We start from the raw sequence: 25,977 nt of genomic DNA on the forward strand, positions 1-25,977 counted from the left end.
CCCCTTTCGCAATACTCTATATTTCTATAATAGACAACGGAAATCTCTTTTTTCTTACCCGTTTCTTACAAATTCCTTACGCTGAAAAAAAAGCTTGTAGAATCTACTTCTCTACAAGCTAAAACTGCATCTTTTTTAATGCAACTGTAAAAATTGTTTTTTCATACGGCTTACTAGAAAGATGAATTTTTCCATCCATCGCTTCCACAAGCCTTTTCGTAATCGTTAACCCTAAACCGCTCCCTTGGTACAATCTATTTCTTGAATCTTCAAGTGTGTACATACGCTCGAACACTTTATCAATATGCGATTCATCAATTCCTTTTCCTGTATCCCATACGTCTATATACACATTCGTTTCATCATCTCTTAACGTCATACCAAGTGTCTTTCCATCGTCTCCATATGTAATCGCATTTGATATTAAATTGTTCAATACCCTGCCTAATACTTCTACATTTCCAAGTGCATATATATTTCTTTCCGGTATATCAATATGAACATGAAAACCTTTCGATGTTACTAAATCATAAAAAGATAAAATCTTCTCACGACAAACCTCATTCATATTTACTTTTGTCATCTCGATTGCCTTGTCACCAGATTCTAGTTTTGCTAAATCAAAAAACTTATGAATCAGTTCCATTACTTCTAGTGTTTTCACATGCACCTTTTCAAGTAATATTTGCTGTTCTTCTTTATTCATCGTTTTGTCCTTATTTAACATTTCTGTATATCCAAGAATAACTGTTAGTGGCGTCTTTAAATCATGTGAAATATTTGAAAGCATTTTTCTCATCGAAATTTCTACTTTTGCATGATCTGCATTCGTTTTCTGTTTTGCATCTAATAATTGATTAATTGCCACTAATAATTTTTGCAATTCTAGATCATCTGTCATAACGAGTAACTTCTCGCCCGTTTGTACATTTACAATATTTTCTAACTTTTCATATGTGTATCGTAAATTTTTACTACTATTTTTTCTCATTTTATATTGTATGTAAATGACACATAACAATATAAAAATAATACTTATTAACAAATTGACCATATTACATCACTTCCAACTTATAGCCGATACCCCATAACGTTTTAATATATTCTGGATTAGATGGATCACTTTCGATTTTCTCACGCAACCTTCTCATATGAACATTAATAACGTTATCGTCACCGTAATACTCTTCGTTCCAAATTAGTGTATATATTTGTGCTTTTGTAAATACACGATTTTGATTCTTTACAAACAATTTTAGAATCTCAAATTCTTTTAAAGTAAGTTTGAGAGGCTTCCCGTTTTTTTCTACAGTAAAATTAATTGGATCAATCGTTAAATCACCAATTTGAATCATCTTTTCTGTTGTTTCTGTAGCCGAATATTTCGTAGATCTTCGAATACCTGCCTTTACACGTGCAGCTAATTCAATCATAGAAAATGGCTTACAAATGTAATCATCTGCTCCAAGTCCTAATCCAACAGCTTTATCAACATCTGTATCTTTTGCCGACATCATTAAAATCGGAACAGCACTTTTTTCTCGAATGATTCGTACAACCTCTAAGCCATCTAGCTTCGGCATCATAATGTCGAGGATAATCAAATCAAATGAACCTTTTAAATATGTGTTCACGCCTTCTTCTCCATCAGACGCAATTGTTACTTGAAAGCCCTCTTTTATCAAATACTTTTCCACCATCTCTTGAATTGAGAGATCATCTTCAACTAATAAAATATGATGTGACATATGTCTATCCCCTTTTTACAAACGTTAACAACTCAATTGTATCGTAACTACTACAGACTGGAAACAAATATATGAATTTTCAAACCAACTTCCCTTCCTTCCTTAACAATGATATGATGAAATTCACTATGATTGTTCATAATTAACTTTATATAAAGGAGACTTATCATGTCAGAAAACAAAAAAGTAAGCTTAGCTGATTTAATGCGTGAACAACTTGCTAAGAAAAAGCAAGGAAATGGAAATGGTCAAAATGCAAAAAATCAAAGCCAAGAAACAAAAAAACTACAAAATCAACAAACGAAAAAGACAAACAACCAACGTAGACGTACAGGTGTGTAAATGAACGGACAAAAACGTTCTAATATCGCACCCGGTCTTGAAGTTGATATTGTATTAAAACAAGATCAACGAACAGGTAAATTAACACGTGGCATTGTAAAAGATATTTTAACAAACTCCCCTTCCCATCCGCATGGCATTAAAGTGCGATTGCAGGACGGACAAGTCGGTAGAGTACAAAATATCGTTCAATAAGAAAAGGAGCTCAAGTAAACTCGAGCTCCTTTTCTTTATTAACCTTTAATTTTCTCGATGAAAACTACTTTTAAATAGTCTCCTTCTTTAAATTGATCAATGGTACGGAAATCTTCTGGTAAAGAATGTTCTTCTAATATTTTATATTTGCCATTCATTTCTTTAAAGGCTGTATCGATAAAGCCTTTAAACTTTTTCATATCGAATGCGCTACAATTTGTAGAAGCAACGATAATTCCGTTATTTTCTGTAATGGCAATTGTTTCTTTTAATAAGTTTTTATAATCTTTCGCTGCACTAAATGTATATTTTTTTGATCGGGCGAAGCTTGGAGGATCAAGTACGACCATATCAAATTTCATCTTTTTCTTAGCTGCATATTTGAAGTAAAGAAATACATCTTCTACAATAATATCTTGTGCTTCATAATCAACTTCATTTACACTAAACTGCTCAATCGTTTTACTTAAACTACGATTTGCAAGGTCGACACTCGTCGTTTTACTCGCTCCACCAAGCGCTGCAAATACAGAGAAAGCACCTGTATAAGAGAACATATTTAACACAGTTCTTCCCTTCGCATATTTATCACGAATTTGTTTTCGCACGTTACGTTGATCTAAAAATACGCCAACCATCGCTCCGTCATTTAAATAAACAGCGAAGTTTACACCATTCTCTTTTACGATAAGCGGGAACTCACCGCGCTCTCCTGCTACGAAATCATCGCCTTCAATGTATTTCCCTTTCGTATCAAAACGCTTTTTCTCATAAATACCTTTAAAGTTTGCTACTTTTTGAAGAGCGGCTATAATCTCATCTCTGAAAGTGTAAATCCCTTCACTATACCAACTTACTACGTAGTAGCCATCATAATAATCGATAATTAGTCCTCCAAGACCATCACCTTCACCATTCACCACACGGAATGCTGTCGTATCACTTGATTTGTAAAATTGCTTTCGTTTATGTAAGGCAGATTTGATTTTACTTTCAAAGAAAGATTGATTAATTTGTTCACTCTCTTTTCTCGTTAAAATCCAGCCATATCCTTTATTTTGTTTTCCATAATAACCTTTTCCGACAAAGTTGTTCTTCTCATCTACTACTTTAATGATTGTTCCTTCTTCCTGAACATCATTTAAATTTTGAATCGCATCTTTTAAAATAAGCGGATATCCACTTTTAATTTCTTTTATAAATTTCGGTTTTATTTTTACTGTTACTTCTGATCGCATATAATAACTTCCTTTCCATTTGCATGCTTTCTCTACAGGAAGCATTTAAAAAACGAGACTGAAAAAACAGCCTCGTTTCACTATACCATATTATTGCTTTGCTAGTACAACTAGCTCATTCTCGCACTTAATCGCCACATATTTACTACGTTTTGAAATGAAAATCTCACTGTCCAAAATAATAGAAAAAAACTTATATATTTCACATTTATCATTGACAATGATAATGATTTTCATTATCATTTAATGTATATGAGTTCTTGAAAATATAGCTACATTTATAGGAGGAATAAACATGATTATTGTTACAAATACAGCTAAAATTACAAAGGGAAATGGACATAAATTAATTGAGCGTTTTAATAAAGTAGGTAAAGTTGAAACGATGCCAGGCTTTTTAGGTCTAGAAGTTCTTTTAACGCAAAATACAGTTGATTATGATGAAGTAACAATTAGCACTCGCTGGAATGCAAAAGAAGATTTCCAAGGTTGGACAAAGAGCGCTGCATTTAAAGATGCTCACTCACATCAAGGCGGAATGCCAGAATATATTCTTGATAATAAAATTGCTTACTATGATGTAAAAGTTGTACGTATGCCAATGGCTGCAGCACAGTAAAAACAGTCCTTTTTTAAAGTATAGAATATGAGAAGCGTTATCTATCACTTCTCATATTCTATACTTTTTTCTTTAATTTCTTTTTACTAATTTTGCGTGTACAACTAGCCTTCCAGCCTCTGGATCAAGCGCATAATCACAAGTAGAAAGTGTTACGATTTCATCATTAGCCGTCAATTCCGTATCCGTTTTGTACAGTGATTTTTCTTGAATTTCCTTTAAGAACGATGTATATGCTGCATCATTTTCAAAATCCGTTTCAATGTAATAAAAGTCCGTTGTTGTCGTGTATACTGAAAAAACTTCCACGTCGTATCCTTCAAATAATGTATCGTAATATAATTTACGATGAGACATAAAAAAGTCTTCATCCAACATCTTTTTTAAACTACCAAACATAGAACCGTCTTTCATACGATGGCCATATAAAATCGTATTTCGATTTTGAGATTTCACATCATTACGATGGTCCATAAAAATGCTTCCCGCTCTCATATCTTCACCTTTATAATTACGAAATAAATAGTAATCATTATCTTTTGCTTGAACGATTGGATAATTAATTTGTGTATCATCCATCGTAATCCATCCGACTATCTCTGGATTAATTTTCTGGAGATCCTGAAACTGTTTACGTACCTCTCCATCTTCTGATTTTTCTTCCATTGGACTTCTTTTATAAATATGTTGTGCCTCAGCCATTACTTTACGATTTTCATAATAATCCATGAAAATCCCGCCCAACTCATAAATTGAATAGAAAAAGATTCCTAAAAACACAATTGTAAGTATGCGTTGAAAAAAAGAATTCTTTTTCCGTCCTTTCTTACTATTCAAATTATCACCTCAAAACGGATTATGCTCAGCCTTTAGATTCCCATAGGTACCATGTACAATCCGGTATCTTCATCCTGCTTTACAATGACATCTACACCATATATTGCTTTAACCATTTCTTCTGTTATTACATCATTAGGAATACCTTTCGTAATGATTTCTCCATCTTTCATAACGATAATATGGTCGCTATAACGAATGGCTTGATTAATATCATGTAATACCATTACAATCGTTAGTCCATGCACTTCATTTAACTCTTTCACTAACTCTAATATTTCTAACTGATAGTAAATATCTAAATATGTGGTCGGTTCATCTAAGAAGAGCATTGGTGTATTTTGAGCTAATGTCATCGCGATCCAAACTCGCTGCCTCTCTCCACCAGATAAAGCATAAATTGGCTTATCACGCTTACTTTGTAAATTCGTACATACTAGTGCACGCTCAATCGCTTCTCTATCTTCATCTGTTTGCGGAGAGAATATATTTTTATATGGCATACGCCCGAAGCTTATTAGCTTTTCCACTGTAATATCTGCTGGAGCCTCATTTTGTTGATGGACAACCGCTAGCTTTCTAGCAAACTCTTTCGGTTTATATTCACCAATCGCTTTCCCATCAAGTATTACTTCTCCACTGCTAGGAGCGTGGTTTCTAGACATGACACTAAGTAATGTTGATTTCCCACATCCATTCGGTCCAATGATTGTTGTAATTTTCCCAATTTCTATTTCACTACTAACAGACTTTAAACGATTTGTTACGTTATCGTATGAAAAGGTTACATTTTTAATTTCCATGAACTTTATCACTCTTTCTAAGCAAAAATATTAAGAATGGACCACCAATAACCGCCATAATTGTTGCTGCTGGAATTTCGTTAGGTGGCACAATTAACCTTCCAATTGTATCTGCCGTCAAAATTAATAACGCCCCTGCAAGAGCAGAAAATGGAATTAATACTTTATGGTCTGAACCGACTAATTGTCTTGAAATATGCGGAACTAGTAATCCTACAAAAGCAATAACACCTGCAATCGCTGTTGATACTGCCGCTAAGAGTACTGCAATGGCAGAAATAATAAGACGAACTCTCGTCACGTGCAAGCCTAAGTTTTTCGCAGTCTTATCTTGTAGCGATAATAAGTTACACCAAGCTCCTACGAACAGAGCAAGAATAAGACCAATCGTTCCATAAGTCACCATTATTTCTACATCGCCCCACGTCTTCATTGTTATGTTAGAAGTCGTCGTTTGCTTAATACTCTTAATAAAATACCCACAAATCGTAACGAATGATTCATTTAATCCAGTAAACATTGCATTAATGGCAATACCAATTAAAATAATGCGAAGCGGGCTTAATCCTGATTTCCATGAAAACGAATAAACGAGATAACATGCAAGCGCACCACCTAAAAAGGCGAATACGGGTGTCCAGAAAAAGAATTGCGGGAACAACGTAATAATAACAAGTGTCATAAAACTTGCTCCTGAAGATATACCGATTACTCCAGCATCGGCGAGTGGATTTTTCATAACAGCTTGAAAAAGCACACCTGAAACAGCGAGAGCCGCTCCAGTGAACAACGCAATAATAATACGCGGGAAACGTAAATCTTTAATGACTTCAACATCTTCATTTCCACCTGTAAATATCCCTTGTACAAGTTCAACAATACCTACTTCTAAACTCCCTTTCATCGCTGACAATGATGCCATAACAATAAGCAATGCAGTAACAATGAGGAAACTCCAAGTTTTTTTATTCATTCTACTCTTCCTTTATATTAAAATGCATCACGGATACATCATTTTTTTCAATTCATCTAACGCTTCAATTGCTGCTAAATTGCCTGTCGTTCCAAATAAACGCTCTTCTAAATCGTAAACACGGTTATTTTTAACCGCAGCAAAGTGTTTCCAAATATCATTTGTTTTAAATTCTTTATCAAACATTTTTACAACTTCATCAGGCATACCATGAGCTGCTCGTAAAATAATATCTGGATCAGCTTTCTTTAAATACTCTGTATTAGAAGCTAAATATTCTACTTGTTCACCTTGCACAATATTTTTACCACCTAGTTGTTTCACTAAATCTCCAATATAAGAATGCTCTGTTGCTACTAAATAACTTCCCGGCACACCTAATAAAATAAGCACTGTCGGTTCTTTCTTTCCTTTTACTTCTTTTTGAATGCTAGCAACCTTTTTATCTAATTTAGTTACTACTGCTTCGGCCTGTTTTTCACGCCCATATTTCTTACCTAAATCGCTAATAGAACTTTGCATATTTTTCAAACTCGTTAAATCTAAAAAGTTTGCTTTCATACCCACACCATCAAAAACCGGCTTTAATTCATATTCAAGTGTTGTCACAGATAACACTTCTGAAGGCTTTAATGACTTTACCTTTTCCATATCTGGACTCATTGGATTCCCAACTTCAGGTAAACCTTTATATCGCTTCGGTAAAGTTTTAGAGCTTGTTGGAACGCCAACTAAACCTACTTCTAACGCATCCATAATTTCAGTAACAGCCACTGTTGTTGCAACAACGCGCTCTTTACTTTCACTCTTTACCTGCTTTGCTGATTCTTTTTTTGGTGATGAGCACCCGGCTATACTCATTAACAAAATAATAGCCATTAGTACACTTGCAATTTTCTTCACTCTCAATCACCACTCCTTTCCATACAATATGAAACAAGTCTTGATACACGCGAATATGCATCAAGACTCCAAAAATTACAATCTACCTGCTCTATATTTACGAACTAGTAAAGCAAGTGAACCTAGCAGTAACACCATGTATAAACCAAGTTGTGCTGTATCTGCAGTTTTTGAATTTTTCTCTTTTTTTGAATCTTCTTTTTTCTTCTGACCATCTGCATTTCGGTTAAAATCAGGAGTACCTACTGTTTTTACATTATCTACTTTCGGTGTAGTCACTGGATTTTTCGGTTCCTCTTTAAGAGTTCCTAACGCGCCGATATTATTTGTATCAAATTGAATTTGTACATCGTAGAAATGATGGTAGTTCATCTCATCGATGTCTACCTTTACTTTTGCGTTTAATTTTTTAAATAGATCTTCTACTTCAAACTGTACTACTCGCGTATTTGCATTTTTATCTTCGCTTACTACTTTCGCATCAGCGAATAGTTCCTTGTTTTCCGTTTGGAATTTCGTAATCCACGCACTATTTTTCAGCACCATCTCAATATATTTTTTACCATCTTTTACGATTAATTTCGCTGGATTTACAACATAGTCATGCATCTTTGAAATCTCATCTGTTTTATCTTTTAATACTTTAAATGTAATATCATATTGGCCATCTACTAAATTTTTCGGATCAACTATTACTCTCGGTTTATTATTTTCACCTTGGTTATTGTTTCCACCTTGGTTGTCGTTTCCACCTTGGTTGTTGTTTCCGCCTTGGTTGTCGTTTCCGCCTTGGTTGTTGTTTCCGCCTTGGTTGTCGTTTCCGTCTTGGTTGTTGTTTCCGCCTTGGTTGTTGTTTCCGCCTTGGGTCCCTAAAGCTTTAATACTGTCTTGATCAAATACAAATTGAACATCATAGACATGGTGATAATTCATTGAATCAATATCTACTTTTACTTTTGCATTTAATTTTTTAGACAAATCGTTTACTTCTACTTCTACTACTCTTGTATTTTGTTCTTTATTTTCACTTAACACTTTTGCATTAACGAAAGAACCATTTTTCTCAAATTCAAATTTCGTAATCCATGTACTATTTGTTAATGTAAACGATACGTATTTCTTACCATCTTTTACTTTTAATACACCTGGGCTTTTTGTGTATGTGTTCATCATTGAGATTTCATCTGTTTGATCTTTTAACACTTTAAAGCCAATGCTGTATTCACCATCTTTAAGAGCTTTTGGATCAATTGTTGTGTTATTATCTTGGTTGGTGTTTTCACCTTGGTTATCTAACGGCTTAATGCTACCTTTATCAAATGCAAATTGAATATCGTAAAAATGGTGATAATTCATTGAATCGATATCTACTTTTACTTTTGCATTTAACTTTTTCGATAAATCTGGTACTTCTACTTCCACTACGCGTGTATCAGTTTTTTTATCTTCACTTATTACATTTGCATCAACAAACGAACTATTTTTCTCAAATTCAAATTTTGTAATCCAAGAACTGTTCGTTAACGTAAATGATACATACTTCTTACCATCTTTTACTTTTAGCACACCTGGACTTTTTGTATATGTGTTCATCATTGAAATTTCGTCTGTTTGATCTTTTAATGCCTTAAAATTGATGCTGTATTCACCATCTTTAATTGTTTCAGCATCTGGTTTTTCTACTTCTGGTTTTTCTACTTCTGGTTTTTCTGCTTCTGGTTTTTCTGCTTCCGGTTTTTCTACTTCTGGTTGTTTCTCTTCATTTTTAATTTGTTCAAGTTTATCTTGTTCAAATAAAAGTTGTACATCATGCATTTGCTTATAATTTCTTGATGCCATTTCGATAAATACTTTTGTATTTAGTTTTTTAGATAAATCGTTTACTTCAAACTCTACTACTCTTGTATCTTTTTCCTTATCCTCACTCACTACTTTTGCATCAACAAATGCGCCATCTTTTTCCGTTTGGAAATTTTTAATTAATGAGCTACTTTTTAGTGTTACAATTGCTTTTTTCTTACCGTTTTCTACTTTTAATACTCCTGGATTTACCATGTAACTATTCATCTTAGATTCTTCATCTGTTTGATCTTTTAACACTTTAAATGGAATGCTGTACGCACCATCTGTAATTGTGTTAGAATTTGGTTGTTGATCTGGGTCAGGCTTTTGGTCGGGCTTCTGACCTGGATCGGTAGTTTCATTTGGATCTGGCTTATTAGCTGGGTCCTCTTTTTCATTTGGTTTTTCTACATGAATTGGTGTAATGCTATTTTGATCAAATGCAATACGAACGTCGTACTCATGATGATAATTTAAAAAATCAATATCTACTTTTACTTTTGCATTTAATACCTTCTCTACATCTTCTACATCAAATTCTACTACTCTTGTATCTTTTTCTTTATCTTCACTAATTACATTTGTCGCAACTAGCTTACCTGCTTTTTCTGTTTCAAATTTCGTAATCCATGAACTATTTGTTAATGTAAAGGATACTTTCTTTTTCCCATCCTTCACTTTTAAAGTTCCCGGACTTACTGAATATTGATTCATCATCGATTCTTCATCTGATGTATCTTTTAAAACTTTGAAGCCAATTGAATATTCACCGTCAGCCAACTTGGTAGCTGCTTGAACTGCAAGTGGTTGTAATGTTGATACGAATGTAAATATCATTAAAAACATAGCAACAATAATTTTTGTATACCTGTTCAATGGAACGACTCTCCCTTTTGAAAATTATTTAATACTGTTCCCATCAAATACAAAGCGAATATCATACGAAGCATTATAATTAATAATTGGAATATTAATTTTCACCTTGCCATTTAGTTTTTTTGACAAGTCAGCAACTTCAAATTCTACAACTCTAGTATTATCTTTTTTGTTTTCACTTAACACGGTTGTTTCTACAAATTGACCATCTTTTTCTACTTGGAAACTTTTAATAGAAGCACTATCTTTCACTTTAAATGAAACATATTGTTTTCCATTTTTAACTGTTAATGTTGCTGGGCTTTCAAAATAACTATTCATTCTAGACGATTCATCTTTATCGCCTTTCCATACAGTAAAAGCAATATTATATTTTCCATCAGCTAGTTTTGTAGCAGCCTTTGCATCTTGTAAACCTAGTGTTGCGATAAATGTAAATAAAACAGCAAATACGGCAATAATCATTTTAAATTGTTTAAACATATATTCATCACCCTTCAAAAGATTTATTTACTCAATTTCACTTTACGAATTAAGAAAGCACCTGAAATAAGAATTAACGCTGCAAACAATCCAATACGTGCTTCATCGCCTGTTTTTGGGTTATCTGTTTTTTCAGCTTTTCCATTTTCATTTTTTGTTTCTTTATTCACTTCTTTAGCTGTTTCCTTACTCTCTACTTTTGTTTTCTCTTCTTTTACTTGTGTATCTGTTTTCGCTTGATCATTATTTTTTGTTGTAGCAGCTACGCCATTATCGCCACCTACAGCTTTTACATTTGCATCAAAAGCAAAACGAATTGTGTAGTGGTGGTCATAGTTTGCACTTGGTACAACAACATGAATTTTTACAGCTGCCGGTTTGGATAAATCATCTACTTTAAACTCTACTGTTCTTTTATCTGCCGATTCATCTTTACTAACAACTTTCGCATCAACAAAATTCCCGTTCTCTGGTGCTTTAAATTCTGTAATCCAAGCACTATGATTCATCGGAACTTGTACTCTCATCTCACCGTTTTTCACTATTAATTTTGCCGGCTTTTCAAAATAGTCATTTGCCATTGAAGCTGAATCATTTTCCGCTTTTTGAATTACGTAATTAATATCGTAAGTACCATCAGCTAGTTTTGCTGAAGCATTCCCGTATGGCATTACAAGAAAAGCTAGCATACATACGAACGTTATAATAAAAGCGGGTAATACAGAAACCTTTTTCATTTTTCTTGTTTCCTCCTTGGTTATCTTTCATTTCACTTTTTCCGAAAATGATAATTATTCTCAATTCGCAAGAAAAAAATAATCTCTTCTACCTATTATTTAATTAGCATTATTTTATGTAACATAAGCGTTATTGATTATCATTCTCATTGGATATTAAAAATAATATCTCACCCTATTCCTTATACGAAGGCATAGAAACTGAGAAAAAATTATAAAACGTATTTATTGATTATCATTCTCAATGTAAGTCAAAAAAAATAAACTTTCTCTTCTCCTCTTCTTTCACCTCTTCCCATAACAACACTATAGTTATAGAAACCCCGTTTCCCTCACTTCCCTTCCAATATTTCCACAACTAAGTCAATCTTAGCCTACTCATAAATTTTTTGTCAACTATATTACGTATAAAATTTTTAATATCTAAATTTCTCTATATGCGGCTTTTTTTACAAAAAAAGAGACTTTCTATTATAGAAAGCCTCTTTTCTCTATTTTTCTACAGCAATTTCCTGCTTTTGAAACTTAGAAACTATATAACCAAATCCTATACCGATTATGCCTGGAACTAACCAACCAATTCCTACACTATATAATGGAATCTTATCTAAAATAGGTGCTAGCGCTGCAATTTGAAGGTTTGCATTGTGTAACCCATCAAAGAAACTTATTGCAAATGCTCCTACAATCCCGCCCACATACATCGCTAATGGAAGACGAACGTAGTTTTCAACAAGTGATAATACGATAAGTACGATTCCAATTGGATAAATTGCGATTAAGATTGGTAATGCTAATGCATTTAACTGAGTTAACCCAAGGTTTGCTACCATAAATGCTAATACACAGAAAATGAAAACGACTTTTTGATAAGAAAGCTTTGGTAATAAAGAAGAGAAGTAATCACCACAAGCTGCAACAATACCTACAGAAGTTGTTAAACATGCTGCTGTAATTGCGATCCCTAGTAATAAAGTTCCGTAGCTACCAAATAAATGATTCACGACATTTGTTAAAATAATTCCTCCGTTTGCGCCCATTCCAAGTGACACACTAGAAGCTCCAAGATAAGCAAGTGCTAAATAGACAAGTAGTAGACCAAGCGCTGCAATAAATCCTGCAAAGATTGTTACTTTTGCAATACTGTTTTTATTTGTAATGCCTTTTTCTTTTAACGCATGAATTACAACATTTCCGAATACCAGTGCTGCAAGTCCATCTAAAGTTAAATATCCATCAATAAATCCTTTGAAGAGAGGAGCACTATACGCTTCTGTCGGTGCACCAAATTCTCCAATTGGTGTAATAAGTGCTTTACCTACGATAATTGCAATAACAGCTAATAATATTGGAGTTAGCACTTTACCAATACGACCCACTAATTTCGAAGGATTTAAAGCTAAATAGAAAGTGACTGCAAAGAAAATAAGTGTAAAGATAACAAGTGGATATGACTGACCAGCTATCTCACTTGGTAAAAACGGTGCAACACTCATCTCATAAGCTACTGTTCCTGTACGCGGCACACTTACGAATACGCCTAAACATAAATAAATTGCAGTGATAAAAACAAGTGCGAATATAGGATGTACACGTCCTGCTAGCTCATTAATATCTCCCTTTAAAGCTATAACAATTACTCCTAATAAAGGTAGTCCAACGCCTGTTACGATAAAACCAAACAACGCGATCCATACGTCCGTTCCAGCACCTTGCCCTAACGCTGGTGGAAAAATCATATTACCTGCACCAAAAAACAGTGCAAATAACATTAAACTTATTGCAAACATCTCTGAAAACTTTAAAGATGATTTCATTTCTACTAACCTCCTAAAATAATAAATTAACAAAATATTCTGAACTAAAATCCGTCACATATCCTCTTTCAAGCATACTTCCCCGTAAAAGAACGCAAAAAACACCCGTCCCTAACAAAGGGACGAGTGTTGAAATCGTGGTTCCACCCTTATTCTAATAAAATGAATTTATAACGAAATAAGCTCATTTTATAGCTCGTGTAAATTGATAACGGTTTTATCCGCCAAGAATTACAATGCATCATGTATGCAGTTCACTCTTGAAGTTTAGAGGTGGTAAGCTTGTCTTTTCGTATTAGGAAGCTCACAGCCTAAGGCTTCCCTCTCTGAGAATCGTAAAATACAACTCATGTCCTCATCATTACTTTTATAAAATATCTTGTCGAAACTTGTTGTTTTTTATTATATGGGCTATTTTTTAAAAAATCAATAGTTTTATTTTTTCTGACAAAAAAAATATAGGGAGAAAATTTCCCCTCCCTATAACTGCCCTATTAAAATTTCTAACTCTTCAGCTGTAACGCTCCGCCACTTTCCAACTTCAAGCTCATTTAGCTCTATATTCATAATGCGTACTCGCTTTAGCTTTATTACAGTAAATCCGAAAGCACGACTCATTCTACGAATTTGCCTGTTCATTCCTTGCGTTAAAACGATACGAAATGTTGATTGATCGACTCTTGTCACTTTGCACGGCTTCGTCATTCCATCTTTAATCTTTACACCGCGGGACATCTCATCAATAAACCAGTCCGTAAAAGGTTTATCGACTGTGACAACATATTCTTTCTCGTGCTCATGATCACCGTGTAAAATTTGATTCGCAATGCCGCCGTCATTCGTTAATAAGATAAGTCCTTCCGATGCTTTATCTAATCGCCCAACTGGAAAGATTCGCTCTGGGTAATTGATATAATCAATAATATTATCTTCAATATGATCGGCTGCTGTACAAGTAATTCCGACTGGTTTATGGAATGCGATATACACCTTTTCTTTCTCTTCTTTCGCAATAACCTGTCCATCAATCGTTACAACATCACCATCGCTCACAAGTGCACCGTGCGTACATATTTCACCATTAATAGCCACGCGTCCAGCTTTAATAAGGCGGTCTGTTTCACGTCTTGAGCATGATTTTGCTTCGCTTATGTATTGGTTGATTTTCATGTTCTATTCCTTTTCACATATATTAAAAGCGTCAATCTATGGCAATATCATTCTGCCACGATTGACGCTTTTTCACTTCGCAAAAACAACTAAATAAATAACCCCAATCACCAAAAATATTCCACAACAAGCTAACAATACTTTTGCAAGTTTGTCCATAAACATATAATGGTTTCCCCTTTGTTTCGTTGTTTTCTATTTTAATTCGACAACTGTTACGCCTAGGCCTCCCTCGCCCATGTCACCGTAACGGAAGGTTTTTACACCGCGATGCTTCTTCAAGTAATCTTGTACACCTTGGCGAAGTGCTCCTGTCCCTTTACCGTGAATGATTGATACGCGAGGATAGCTTGCAAGCTGGGCATCGTCTAAGTATTTCTCAACGCGCGCCATTGCATTTTCAAATCGTTCACCACGAAGGTCAAGTTCTAATGAAACATGATAGTCTCTACCTTTTACCGTTGCAACTGCTTTTTTCTCTGTTTGCTTCGGTGTGTTAATGTATTCCATATTAGATTCTTTCACTTTCATCTTCAGAATACCGATTTGTACGCTCCACTCTGTATCGCTCACTTTTTCAAGTAGTTGACCTTTTTGACCGAACGTTAATACTTTCACTTCATCACCTGCACGTAACTGTTGTTTCGGTGCAGTGTTTTTCACATTTACTTTTTGTTTCTTAACAAGCTCTGGCGCTGCGCCTTCTAGACGACTCTTCGCTTCAATTAGCTCGTGGTCTTTCACATTTGCAAGCTGTGCTTTACGCAATTGACGAAGTTCTTGAATAATACCTTCTGCTTCTTTCTTCGCAGCTTCGACTTTTTCTTCCCCTTCTTTTTGCGCTTTTAATAATCGTTCGTCGCGATCTTCGTTAAATTCAATGATTTGACGTTGTAATTCACGATGCAGTTTTTCAGATTGTTTGCGAAGCGCTTCTGCTTCGTTCCAGTCACGCTCTGCGTTCTTCTGGCTTTCTTCTAACTTCGCAATCATATTTTCAATTTTATTCGTATCTGTACTAATGTGATTGCGTGCTTGCTCAATAACGCGATCAGATAATCCAAGACGTTTCGAAATTTCAAAGGCATTACTACGGCCTGGTACACCGATTAATAATTTATAAGTTGGACTTAATGTATTTACATCAAACTCAACACTCGCATTAATAACTTGCTCACGGTTATATCCGTATGCTTTTAATTCTGGATAATGCGTCGTTGCAACAACGCGAGCACCGCGATTACATACTTCATCTAAAATTGAAATGGCAAGTGCAGCCCCTTCTTGCGGGTCTGTTCCAGCACCTAATTCATCGAATAAAACTAAGCTTTCAAAATCAGCTTTTTCTAAAATATCAACGATGTTCACCATATGTGAGGAGAACGTACTTAAACTCTGTTCAATCGATTGCTCATCACCGATATCAGCAAAGATATTTTTGAATACACAAATCTCTGACTCATCCATTACTGGAATGTGAAGGCCAGATTGCGCCATTAACACACAAATACCAACTGTTTTCAGCGTAACTGTTTTACCACCTGTATTCGGTCCTGTAATAACAATTGTCGTGAAATCTTTACCTAACATAATGTTATTTGGCACGATTATTTCTGGATCGATAAGCGGATGGCGTGCTTGTCTTAAGTCCATGTAACGCTCGTTATTTACAATCGGCTTTGTCGCTTTAATTCGCTTCGCATAAAAAGCTTTCGCAAAGATGAAATCAAGATTTGCAACTACTTCTACGTTTGATAAAACGATATCCGCTTCTACTGCCACTTCTTCTGTTAACATTAATAAGATGCGTTCGATTTCTTGTTTTTCTTTCACACGTGCTTCTTGCAGTGCATTATTTAATTCTACAATGACTTGTGGCTCAATAAATAACGTTTGTCCAGAAGCCGATTGATCGTGAACAATACCGCCATATACGCCGCGATATTCTTGCTTTACTGGGATTACGTAACGTTCGTTACGAATCGTTACAATCGAATCAGACAGCATCTTTTGCGCGTTTGAAGAGCGCGTCATATTTTCTAACTTTTCACGAATACGGCTTTCCGCAGTACGAATTTGAGTACGAATACCACGCAGTTTATCACTTGCGCTATCGACTACTTCCCCGCCGTCACCGATGCAATTTGTAATTTTCTTTTCTAAATCATATAAAGATACAATTTGAGCGACGTGAGTTTCTAAAATCGGAAGCTCGACACCGTTATCAGCCATATCTTCAATGAAACGTTTCATATTACGACTACCATACATCGTATTCGCAATATCAAGTAATTCATTTGGACTTAACATACTCCCAATTTTTGCACGCTTCACATTGGAGCGAATATCCGTAATACCACCTAAAGGTGCACTACCTTTTAAACGAATAACTTTCGCTGCTTCATCCGTTGTATCTTGCATTTCTACAATTTCTTCAAAATCAGTGCTCGGCACTAAATGCTTCACTTTGTCACGACCAAGTGAAGATGCTGTATGTTCAAGTAATTGTTCTTTTACTTTATTGTATTCTAATACACGCAACGTTCTTTCTAACATGTTGCAGGTCCCCCTTGTATTACTTATTACGTTTAATATAGTCTAATAAACGTTCAATATCCCACGTGTTAATCACGTTATCTTTTTGAATCCAACCTTTACGTGCTGCTGCTACACCTGTTTCCATATCTTCTAACATTTCAAGCGTATGAGCATCCGTATTAATCGCTACTTTCACACCAGCATCTTGTGCTTGTTTTAATAATTTCGCGCTTAAATCTAGACGGTTCGGATTCGCATTTAATTCTAAAACTGTATTTGTCTCTTTTGCTAGTTCAATTAATAAATCTGTATCTACATCATAACCCTCACGACGCCCGAGAAGACGTCCTGTAGGATGGGCAATCATTGTGACATGTTTATTCTCAAGTGCAGTACGCAGACGCTTCATAATCGTTTCACGGTCTTGTGAGAAGCTAGAGTGAATCGCTCCAATGACATAATCTAATTCTGCTAATACTTCATCATCAAAATCAAGCGAGGCATCTGGTAAAATGTCCATTTCAATTCCGCGTAAAATTGTAATGTCTGGATACTTTTCATTCATACGTTCAATTTCTTTCGCTTGCTCACGAAGACGTTCTTTCGTTAAACCGTTCGCCACTTTCAAGTATTGCGAGTGATCAGTAATCGCCATAAACTTATATCCACGAGCACGGCACGCTTGTACCATTTCTTCAATAGAAAAAGCACCGTCACTCCAAGTTGTATGCATATGTAAATCACCTTGTATATCGGAAAACTGAATTAAGTTCGGATACTCTTTAATTAATTCAATTTCTTTTCCATCTTCACGCACTTCTGGCGGAATAAATGGCAGACCGAAATGAGCAAAGAATTCTTCTTCCGTCTCGAATGTTTTCACTTCACCTGTTTCTAAGTTCTCTACACCGTACTCACTAATTTTCTGGCCTTTATCTTTTGCGATTTGACGCATTTTTACATTATGGTCTTTTGATCCTGTGAAATGGTGAAGAGTTGTAATAAACTCTTCTGGTTTTACTAAACGGAAATCAATTGAAATATCATATTCATATTGAAGACGAACAGAAACTTTCGTATCTCCACTTGCTATTACTTCAATCATATTATCAAATTGTAGTAAATGCTCACGTACCGCTGCTGGTTCTGTCGTTGCAATGATAAAATCTAAATCTTTCACTGTTTCACGAACACGGCGCAAACTACCAGCGCGAGAGAAACGAATTACTTCAGCAATATTCGACAATTTCTCCTCTATTTCCCCGGCAATAGGCAATACCATCGCAATTGGTAAACGCTCTGGACGAGAGCCTACTTGATCGATTGCTTCTAATATTTTCTCTTCTGTCTTCTTACCGAAACCTGCTAAAGCTTGTACTTTATTTTCCTCACAAACAGCTTTTAGCGATTCCATATCAACAACACCAAGTTCTTTATATAACTTAGCTACCTTCTTACCACCAAGTCCTGGTAGTTTTAATAACGGCAATAAGCTACTTGGTACTTCTTTTTCAAGTTCTTGTAATACTTCAGATGTTCCCGATTCTATATATTCTTGAATAACGGCTGCTGTTCCTTTTCCGATGCCTGGAATCTTTGTGAAATCTTCAATTTCAGAAAGACTACGATCATCACTTTCTAACGCTGCTGCCGCTTTACGAAATGCAGATATTTTAAATGGATTCGCGCCCTTTAATTCCATAAAAAGCCCGATTGTCTCTAATAATTTGATCACTTGTTTTTTATTTACTTTCATCATTGTCCCGCCTTTCTTTCATAGAAAAAAACTTCTCTTTCCGAAAAAAGAGAAGTTATACTCTGCTACCTGTCTGCCATAGTTCCTTCACCTTTTCAGAGAGAATCGGTGTATCGTCTACAATTATTTTGCTAATTGATGATTGTTGTAATGGTGTTTGTAATTGTTCAATCGGAAGAATGTTCCCAATGATAATTAAGACAAACAAAATAATATATACTTCTAAAAATCCGAGGATTGCCCCCGCAAACGCATTTACTTGCTTTAAAACCGGTATTTCTGCAAACATATTTAACAAATTACCAAGTAATGAAAGTGCAATTTTAGTGATAATAAACAATATGATAAACGCAAGCGCTTGATAAAATACTGTCTCAATATTATTTGCATCAATCCATTCTGGAACAGATACGTTTTTATCAAATGGATACGGAATAAATTTCGCAAGTGCTGGCGCTAAATCTTTACAGTACCAGTATGCAACAAGGTATGCGATAATAAAGCTTGTTAACTTTACAAGTTGCAGAATAAACCCTCTGCGTAAGCCGAGGAAAAATCCCATAACAAGCAGTAAAATGATAATAATATCAATCATGTTATTCCATTCCTTTTTTTGTCATACTTTCTTTCAATTTCTCATGTTCTTCTTTTAATTTTATGTAATCGTGTATGACGTTTACCGCCGTCAATACCGCTAGTCTACTCGTGTCAAGCGAAGGATTCTTGGCATTGAGTTCGCGCATTTTATCATCCACAATCGCTGCTACCATGCGGATATGACTTGTACTTTCATCGCCAACAACTGAATATTGCTGACCATAGATTTCTACATTAATTCGACTTTTCTTTCCCTTTTGTTGTGACAACTCACCGGCCTCCAATCACGTACAGAATCCTAAAGTTTATCATACCATGAACCTTCATAATATGGAAACAGAAAGAACAATCCGATATGATAAAAATAACAATATAAAAAAAGGGGCGACCATTATGTCAAATTCTATCGTAATTCAAACAAATTCTACAGTAATTGAAGACATGAAACAACAATATAAACATTCGCTTAGCCCGAAAACTCCGCAAGGCGGGATCTTCATGGCAAAGGTGCCATCTTGCACAATTACAGCGTATAAATCCGGAAAAGTAATGTTCCAAGGTGGACGTGCTGAAGCAGAAGCTGCCCGTTGGCAAACTGTCTCCCAAACTCCAAAAACAGCTGTAACAAAATCTGTCGATTCACACCGTTATGCACCGCCTGCTTCCATCGGTACAATGTCTATCGTAGGGTCAGATGAAGTGGGTACTGGTGATTTTTTCGGACCGATGACAGTCGTTGCTGTATATGTGGATGCGAAGCAAATTCCACTACTAAAAGAACTTGGTGTAAAAGACTCTAAAAACTTAAATGACGACCAAATTACTGCCATTGCGAAACAACTTCTTCACGTTGTTCCTTACAGCTCTCTTGTCCTTCATAACGAAAAATATAACGAGCTATTTGATAAAGGAAACAACCAAGGTAAGCTAAAAGCCTTGCTACATAATAAAGCTATTACAAACTTATTAGCTAAAATGGCACCTACAAAACCTGAAGGCGTCTTAATCGACCAATTCACACAACCTGATACATACTACAAATATTTAGCAAAACAAAAACAGGTACAGCGTGAAAATGTTTATTTCGCAACGAAAGGCGAAAGCGTCCATTTAGCTGTAGCCGCTGCCTCCATTTTAGCTCGTTACTCATTCGTAAAACAATTTGATGAACTAAGTAAAAAAGCTGGTATGCCGCTGCCAAAAGGTGCCGGTAAACAAGTTGATATCGCCGCTGCTAAATTAATTCAAAAGCTTGGTAAAGAACGATTACCTGAGTTTGTGAAACTGCATTTCGCTAATACAGAGAAGGCATTTCGCTTATTAAAATAGTATCGACAAAAACAGGAGCCTACAAACTCCTGTTTTTGTTTCATCCTACTATTGTCCTTATAGTTTTGTTATAATTATAATATACAGATTATTCTAACATAGGAGGAGATCTACATTGCTACTTCTACAAATGATTCTAAATATTTTACTAGGTGATCCACATGAAAGACAGTTCGAAATTAGAGAAAACATTCAGCTACTAAGTGAACAACGAGCGTTCAACGATTTAATAGAGCGTTATGGTCGATCTTTCTTATTAAACTTTCGGATTCGAAGATTTATCGGGAAACACGATGCCCGTTTGTTAATACATAATCCAGCAAAACTACAACACTTCTGTGAGGAACTTGAATGTATGATTAGAAAAAGAAGGTATTTCATATGAATGCTGTAAAAGTTAAAAAGATATTATATGTTTTCGTACACATCGTAGGCCCACTTTCTTACTTCACTATTTCTACCATTTAGGGAGCTTTTTTCACTACTAAATCCACATTCGAAAATATATATGATAATCTTGGCGTGATGGCCATCTATTACGTGTTCATGAGTTTACTGTGGTTTTTCTATTTAGGTCGATTAGCCAAAGACATAAATAAGATTACAAAAGAAATTAACGATAATAGGATGTAACACATAACAAAGGAGAGCCCTTAAGACTCTCCTTTGTTATGTTAACTTCGTTTCTGCTTCTTATTTGATGAAGATACTTTATGAGAACCTGTTTCATGTGTCGTCGTTCCTTGTCCTTCAACTTCTGGAGAACCTAGGCCCGATCTTGAATGATCTTTTTTCACTTTTTTACTCATTTACATTCACCCCTTCGCGTTACTTTTTGCTACGGGGTCATAAACTATGCAAACAAAAAAGCGAGAGGAAATCCTCTCGCTTTTTTCATATTTTAGAACTCAGAAGAACCTGGAGTTCTTGGGAATGGAATTACGTCACGGATGTTAGCCATACCAGTGATGTACATTAGGAAGCGCTCGAAACCTAGACCGAATCCAGCGTGTTTTGTACCGCCGTATTTTCTAAGTTCTAAGTACCACCAGTAGTCCTCTTCGTTCATACCTAATTCTTTAATTCTGTCTACTAAAACGTCCATTCTTTCTTCACGTTGGCTTCCGCCGATTAATTCGCCGATGCCAGGAACTAGAAGGTCAGTAGCAGCTACTGTTTTACCGTCTTCATTTAAACGCATGTAGAATGCTTTAATGTCTTTCGGATAGTCAGTTACGAATACAGGGCGTTTGAAGATTTCTTCTGATAAGTATCTTTCGTGCTCTGTTTGTAAGTCAATTCCCCATTCTACTGGGTATTTGAAATCAGCACCTGATTCTTGAAGCACTTTAATTGCTTCTGTATAAGTGATGCGACCGAAGTCAGAGTTAATTACGTTGTTCATGCGCTCAAGAACTGTTTTATCAACGAAGCTGTTGAAGAATTCCATTTCTTCTGGTGCATGCTCTAATACGTATTTCATTGCATATTTCAGCATATCTTCTGTAAGATTCATTACGTCCCCTAGTTCAGCGAATGCAATCTCAGGCTCAACCATCCAGAACTCAGCAGCGTGGCGAGTTGTGTTTGAGTTTTCCGCACGGAATGTAGGTCCGAATGTATATACATCACGGAATGCTAATGCATAAGCTTCAGCGTTCAGCTGTCCACTTACTGTTAAGTTTGTTTCTTTACCGAAGAAGTCTTTTGACTCATCAACTTTTCCGTCTTCACCTTTTGGTAGGTTATTTAAATCTTGCGTTGTTACGCGGAACATTTCGCCAGCACCTTCTGTATCACTACCAGTGATGATAGGTGTATGAACATGTACGAATCCACGCTCTTGGAAGAATTGGTGAATCGCAAATGCTGCGATAGAACGTACGCGGAACGTTGCAGAGAATGCATTTGTTCTTGGACGTAAGTGAGCGATTGTACGTAAGTATTCAAATGTATGACGTTTCTTTTGAAGTGGGTAATCAGAATCTGATAAGCCCTCGATATCAATTTTTTCTGCTTTAATTTCAAATGGTTGCTTCGCTCCAGGCGTTGCGATTACTTTACCTTCTACTTTAACTGAAGAGCTAAGTGGAAGTTTTGCAATTTCTTTGAAGTTCTCTAATTCTGTATCGAAAACGATTTGAACGCTTTTGAAGAAGCTACCGTCGTTTAATTCGATGAAACCAAATGCTTTTGAATCACGTAAGTTACGAATCCACCCTGATACTTGTACTGTTTGATCTGCATACTTTTCTGTATCTCTATACAGACTTTTTACTAATGTGTTTTCCATAGTGAAATTCTCCTTTGCTCATATATTTAAATACAAAAAAACCTTTCATCCATAAAGGGACGAAAGGTTAAACTTCGCGGTACCACCCAATTTGTCATAAAGACCAACTTTAACTCGTATGTAATACATACTTCCCGGTTTATAACAGGCCGGATTCCCGTCTAAGTCTACTCTTGAATACAAGATTCAATTTCGGTTAGCAACTCCAAGGTGTTCTTCACATATACCGCCTCATCAGGCTCTCACCGTCCCTGACTCGCTTTGGATTATAGTATATACTACTTTTCCTTATCATCGTCTTTCATTTTGTTAAACTAAAATTAATGTACTACATTCGAGAGAAAGATGCAAGGTGTCGGAAAATATATGAGCGATTTTTGTAATATATCGACTTACCGATAGTATCCGACAACTAACCCAATAAAAAAATTGCCGGAATGAATCCGGCAATTTTCTAATTACTTACGTAACTCCGCACCGAATTTCTCTTCTACCGTTGTTAGTACACGGTTATGTGCTTCTGTTACTTCTTCGTCTGTTAATGTACGTTCTGCATCGAAGTAAGTCATAGAGAATGCAAGTGATTTCTTGCCTTCTTCCATTTTTTCACCTTCGTATAAGTCAAATAGTGTTACGTCTTTCAGAAGTTCTCCGCCAGCTTCAGCAATGACTTGCTTCATTTCACCAGCTTTTGTTTCTTTTGTTACTACAACAGCCATGTCACGTGTCATAGATGGGAAACGTGGAATTGCTGAGTAGTAAGTTTCTTCAGCGTCTGCACCGAATACTTTTACAAGAGATAATTCAAATACGAATGTATTTTTCACATCTAATTGTTTTTCTGCTTCTGGGTGCAATTGACCGATGAAACCAATTACTTCGCCATCTAATACGATATCAGCTGTACGGCCTGGGTGCATACCTTCACGTTTTGCTGGTGCATATGTGATTTGGTTTGCAACGCCAAGTACGTCGAATAGTCCTTCTAGTACACCTTTCACAACGAAGAAATCTACTACTTTCTTCTCACCTTGCCATGCATGGTGAAGAGCAAGACCTGTCATAACACCTGCAAGATGTTGTTCTTCTTTCGGAAGTTCTCCTTCTTCTGTCGGTAAGAAGATAGAACCTACTTCGTATAAAGCAACGCTGTCGTTTTTACGAGCGACATTGTATGAAACTGCTTCTAGTAATTGCGGTACTAAGCTTAAACGAAGTTGGCTACGTTCTTCACTCATTGGAAGCGCAAGACCTACAGGCGCCTTTTCGTTTGGCTCAACCATATATTGTTTCGCTTTGTCAGCGCTTGTTAATGAATACGTGATTGCTTCATATAAACCAGCACCCTCTAAGAAGCGGCGTACTTTACGACGTTTCGTTTGTGCTGATGTTAATTTACCACGAGTCATCGTTCCAGAAGGTAATGTAACTGGAATGTGGTCATAACCGTATAGACGGCCCACTTCTTCTACTAAGTCTTCTGAAATTGTAATATCAGGACGACGTGCTGGTACATTTACATGGAATGTTCCTTCTACTTCTGTGAATGGGAATTTCAAGTTTGTGAACATTGTACCCATTTCACTCGCAGAAATATTTGTACCTAATACACGGTTTACTTTTTCAGCAGTAACAGATACTGTACGCTCTTGTACTTGTAAGTTGTCAGCTTCTACTACACCTTCAAGTGCTTCACCGCCAGCATATTTCGCCATTAAAGCAGCTGCGTGTTGAATTGCTTCAAATGTACGTGTTGGGTCGATTCCTTTTTCGAAACGTGCACTTGATTCACTACGAAGACCTAAGTCTTTTGATGTACGACGTACTGTTTGACCTGCAAAGTATGCAGACTCAATTAGAACGTTTACTGTCTCATTTGTAACTTCAGAATCCGCCCCGCCCATTACACCAGCAACAGCTAAAGCTTTCGTGCCGTTTGTAATTACAAGGTGGTGGCTTTGTAATGTACGCTCTTGATCATCTAACGTTTCAATTTTTTCGCCTTCTTTTGCAAGACGAACAACGATTTCTTTTGAACCTAATCTATCGTAATCGAATGCATGTAAAGGTTGACCGTATTCCATTAAAATGTAGTTTGTAATATCAACTACGTTGCTAATTGGACGAATGCCAGCTGCCATAAGACGAGTTTGCATCCACATTGGTGATGGACCAATCTTTACGTTTTTAACCATTTTTGCAATGTATAATGGGTTTTCTTCTTTCGCTTCTACACTTACAGAAATATAATCAGAAGTTTTTTCTGCTGTTTCTTGTAAGTCGATAGCTGGAAGTTTTACTTCGCGGCCATAAATAGCAGCTACTTCATATGCAACACCTAACATGTTTAAGCAATCTGCACGGTTTGGTGTTAAGCCAAGCTCAAGTACTTCATCGTGTAAGTTTAAAATTTCAAGTGCATCTGCACCAACTTCAGCGTCACTTGGGAAGATAAAGATACCATCTGCGTATTCTTTTGAAACTAACTTTCCATCAATACCAAGCTCTTGAAGAGCACAAACCATACCGTGAGAAGCTTCACCGCGTAGTTTTGCTTTTTTGATTTTGAAGTTACCAGGAAGTACAGCTCCAACTTTTGCAACTGGTACTTTTAAACCTTTTGCAATGTTAGCAGCTCCACAAATAATTTGAACTGGCTCTTCTTCACCGATATCGATTAAGCATTTGCTTAATTTATCAGCTTCTGGGTGTTTTTCACATTCTAATACGTGACCAACTACAACACCTTTTACACCTTTATTTAATACTTCAACGCCTTCTACTTCAATACCACTTTTCGTGATTTTGTCTGCTAGTTCTTGTGCTGTTACATCTTTAATATCTACATACTCTTGTAACCAACGATATGATACGAACATAC

24 protein-coding genes, 1 pseudogene and 2 other annotated features are annotated in these 25,977 nt (G+C 35.9%); of the genes and pseudogenes, 6 read left to right on the forward strand and 19 right to left on the reverse strand.

Annotated features, from left to right (window positions below; all coding sequences use genetic code 11):
• Positions 1-118: 118 nt before the first annotated feature.
• Both ACTFP3_RS16075 and ACTFP3_RS16080 read right to left on the reverse strand, forming a co-directional pair.
• A complete protein-coding gene (locus ACTFP3_RS16075; protein WP_016125943.1) occupies positions 119-1,054 on the reverse strand; it encodes a HAMP domain-containing histidine kinase in 936 nt (311 codons plus the stop codon).
• Between the two features lies 1 nt (position 1,055).
• Positions 1,056-1,748 carry a response regulator transcription factor gene (locus tag ACTFP3_RS16080; RefSeq protein WP_000018056.1) on the reverse strand — a complete coding sequence of 231 codons (693 nt, stop codon included), beginning with the start codon at positions 1,746-1,748 and terminating at the stop codon, positions 1,056-1,058.
• A 168-nt stretch (positions 1,749-1,916) separates the two neighbouring features.
• Between ACTFP3_RS16080 and ACTFP3_RS16085 the strand changes: the two genes are divergently transcribed.
• Both ACTFP3_RS16085 and ACTFP3_RS16090 read left to right on the forward strand, forming a co-directional pair.
• Positions 1,917-2,090 carry a hypothetical protein gene (locus tag ACTFP3_RS16085; protein WP_001293578.1) on the forward strand — a complete coding sequence of 58 codons (174 nt, stop codon included), beginning with the start codon at positions 1,917-1,919 and terminating at the stop codon, positions 2,088-2,090.
• On the forward strand, positions 2,091-2,285 hold the full coding sequence (locus ACTFP3_RS16090; protein WP_001014310.1) for a YwbE family protein: 195 nt from the start codon (positions 2,091-2,093) through the stop codon (positions 2,283-2,285).
• Between the two features lie 38 nt (positions 2,286-2,323).
• On the opposite strand, the gene ACTFP3_RS16095 is transcribed toward ACTFP3_RS16090, so the two are convergent.
• Positions 2,324-3,523, reverse strand: coding sequence for a class I SAM-dependent rRNA methyltransferase (locus ACTFP3_RS16095; protein WP_006916399.1), 1,200 nt, complete (start codon positions 3,521-3,523; stop codon positions 2,324-2,326).
• Between the two features lie 295 nt (positions 3,524-3,818).
• On the opposite strand from ACTFP3_RS16095, the gene isdG reads away from it, so the two are divergent.
• Positions 3,819-4,142 carry a heme oxygenase gene (gene isdG, locus ACTFP3_RS16100; RefSeq protein WP_000587818.1) on the forward strand — a complete coding sequence of 108 codons (324 nt, stop codon included), beginning with the start codon at positions 3,819-3,821 and terminating at the stop codon, positions 4,140-4,142.
• A 72-nt stretch (positions 4,143-4,214) separates the two neighbouring features.
• Here the strand turns inward: isdG and srtB are convergent, their stop codons facing one another.
• From srtB to zapA, 13 genes are all read right to left on the reverse strand, one after another.
• A complete protein-coding gene (srtB, locus tag ACTFP3_RS16105) occupies positions 4,215-4,979 on the reverse strand; it encodes a class B sortase (protein WP_001086120.1) in 765 nt (254 codons plus the stop codon).
• Between the two features lie 32 nt (positions 4,980-5,011).
• Positions 5,012-5,782, reverse strand: a complete 771-nt coding sequence (locus tag ACTFP3_RS16110) for an ABC transporter ATP-binding protein (RefSeq protein WP_000403758.1) — start codon at positions 5,780-5,782, stop codon at positions 5,012-5,014.
• Entirely contained in the window at positions 5,772-6,755 is a 984-nt protein-coding gene (locus ACTFP3_RS16115) for a FecCD family ABC transporter permease (RefSeq protein ID WP_086411783.1), read from the reverse strand. The genes ACTFP3_RS16110 and ACTFP3_RS16115 overlap by 11 nt, the downstream gene beginning before the upstream one ends.
• A 27-nt stretch (positions 6,756-6,782) precedes the next feature.
• Positions 6,783-7,664, reverse strand: a complete 882-nt coding sequence (gene isdE, locus ACTFP3_RS16120) for a heme ABC transporter substrate-binding protein IsdE (RefSeq protein ID WP_440010826.1) — start codon at positions 7,662-7,664, stop codon at positions 6,783-6,785.
• A 69-nt stretch (positions 7,665-7,733) separates the two neighbouring features.
• Complete coding sequence (locus ACTFP3_RS16125) at positions 7,734-10,376, reverse strand: NEAT domain-containing protein (protein ID WP_440010827.1); 2,643 nt, start codon at positions 10,374-10,376, stop codon at positions 7,734-7,736.
• A gap of 24 nt (positions 10,377-10,400) precedes the next feature.
• On the reverse strand, positions 10,401-10,859 hold the full coding sequence (locus ACTFP3_RS16130) for an NEAT domain-containing protein (protein ID WP_000476164.1): 459 nt from the start codon (positions 10,857-10,859) through the stop codon (positions 10,401-10,403).
• Positions 10,860-10,882: 23 nt separating this feature from the next.
• The gene (gene isdC, locus ACTFP3_RS16135) at positions 10,883-11,596 is read right to left on the reverse strand and encodes a heme uptake protein IsdC (RefSeq protein ID WP_000757953.1); all 714 of its coding nucleotides are present in this window, start codon (positions 11,594-11,596) and stop codon (positions 10,883-10,885) included.
• 491 nt (positions 11,597-12,087) lie between these two features.
• The gene (gene brnQ6 / locus ACTFP3_RS16140) at positions 12,088-13,413 is read right to left on the reverse strand and encodes a branched-chain amino acid transport system II carrier protein BrnQ6 (protein WP_000842650.1); all 1,326 of its coding nucleotides are present in this window, start codon (positions 13,411-13,413) and stop codon (positions 12,088-12,090) included.
• 115 nt (positions 13,414-13,528) lie between these two features.
• Positions 13,529-13,784, reverse strand: a binding site (T-box leader).
• A 109-nt stretch (positions 13,785-13,893) separates the two neighbouring features.
• Positions 13,894-14,583 (reverse strand): 23S rRNA pseudouridine(2604) synthase RluF, encoded by a 690-nt coding sequence (locus tag ACTFP3_RS16145; protein WP_000700738.1) that lies wholly within the window; start codon positions 14,581-14,583, stop codon positions 13,894-13,896.
• 195 nt (positions 14,584-14,778) lie between these two features.
• Positions 14,779-17,139 (reverse strand): endonuclease MutS2, encoded by a 2,361-nt coding sequence (locus tag ACTFP3_RS16150; RefSeq protein WP_000893715.1) that lies wholly within the window; start codon positions 17,137-17,139, stop codon positions 14,779-14,781.
• A 19-nt stretch (positions 17,140-17,158) separates the two neighbouring features.
• Positions 17,159-18,877, reverse strand: a complete 1,719-nt coding sequence (gene polX, locus ACTFP3_RS16155; RefSeq protein ID WP_440010829.1) for a DNA polymerase/3'-5' exonuclease PolX — start codon at positions 18,875-18,877, stop codon at positions 17,159-17,161.
• 55 nt (positions 18,878-18,932) lie between these two features.
• On the reverse strand, positions 18,933-19,472 hold the full coding sequence (locus ACTFP3_RS16160; protein ID WP_000565408.1) for a CvpA family protein: 540 nt from the start codon (positions 19,470-19,472) through the stop codon (positions 18,933-18,935).
• Between the two features lies 1 nt (position 19,473).
• A complete protein-coding gene (zapA, locus tag ACTFP3_RS16165) occupies positions 19,474-19,743 on the reverse strand; it encodes a cell division protein ZapA (protein ID WP_000082701.1) in 270 nt (89 codons plus the stop codon).
• A 124-nt stretch (positions 19,744-19,867) separates the two neighbouring features.
• Between zapA and rnhC the strand changes: the two genes are divergently transcribed.
• The 3 genes and pseudogenes from rnhC to ACTFP3_RS16180 all read left to right on the forward strand — a co-directional run bounded on the left by rnhC (position 19,868) and on the right by ACTFP3_RS16180 (position 21,436).
• Positions 19,868-20,803 (forward strand): ribonuclease HIII, encoded by a 936-nt coding sequence (gene rnhC / locus ACTFP3_RS16170; protein ID WP_440010831.1) that lies wholly within the window; start codon positions 19,868-19,870, stop codon positions 20,801-20,803.
• Between the two features lie 115 nt (positions 20,804-20,918).
• Positions 20,919-21,188, forward strand: a complete 270-nt coding sequence (locus ACTFP3_RS16175; RefSeq protein ID WP_086386097.1) for a hypothetical protein — start codon at positions 20,919-20,921, stop codon at positions 21,186-21,188.
• Positions 21,185-21,436: pseudogene (locus ACTFP3_RS16180) on the forward strand (hypothetical protein). The gene ACTFP3_RS16175 and the pseudogene ACTFP3_RS16180 overlap by 4 nt, the downstream one beginning before the upstream one ends.
• A gap of 41 nt (positions 21,437-21,477) precedes the next feature.
• On the opposite strand, the gene ACTFP3_RS16185 reads toward ACTFP3_RS16180, so the two are convergent.
• The 3 genes from ACTFP3_RS16185 to pheT form a co-directional block, all read right to left on the reverse strand.
• The gene (locus ACTFP3_RS16185; protein WP_000039590.1) at positions 21,478-21,612 is read right to left on the reverse strand and encodes a YuzL family protein; all 135 of its coding nucleotides are present in this window, start codon (positions 21,610-21,612) and stop codon (positions 21,478-21,480) included.
• Positions 21,613-21,704: 92 nt separating this feature from the next.
• Entirely contained in the window at positions 21,705-23,096 is a 1,392-nt protein-coding gene (gene asnS / locus ACTFP3_RS16190) for an asparagine--tRNA ligase (RefSeq protein ID WP_000432177.1), read from the reverse strand.
• A gap of 52 nt (positions 23,097-23,148) precedes the next feature.
• Positions 23,149-23,400, reverse strand: a binding site (T-box leader).
• Between the two features lie 154 nt (positions 23,401-23,554).
• Positions 23,555-25,975 (reverse strand): phenylalanine--tRNA ligase subunit beta, encoded by a 2,421-nt coding sequence (pheT, locus tag ACTFP3_RS16195; RefSeq protein ID WP_426937634.1) that lies wholly within the window; start codon positions 25,973-25,975, stop codon positions 23,555-23,557.
• Positions 25,976-25,977: the final 2 nt, after the last annotated feature.

The organism is Bacillus cereus group sp. MYBK5-2 (genome assembly GCF_051915685.1).
Classification (GTDB): domain Bacteria; phylum Bacillota; class Bacilli; order Bacillales; family Bacillaceae_G; genus Bacillus_A; species Bacillus_A cereus.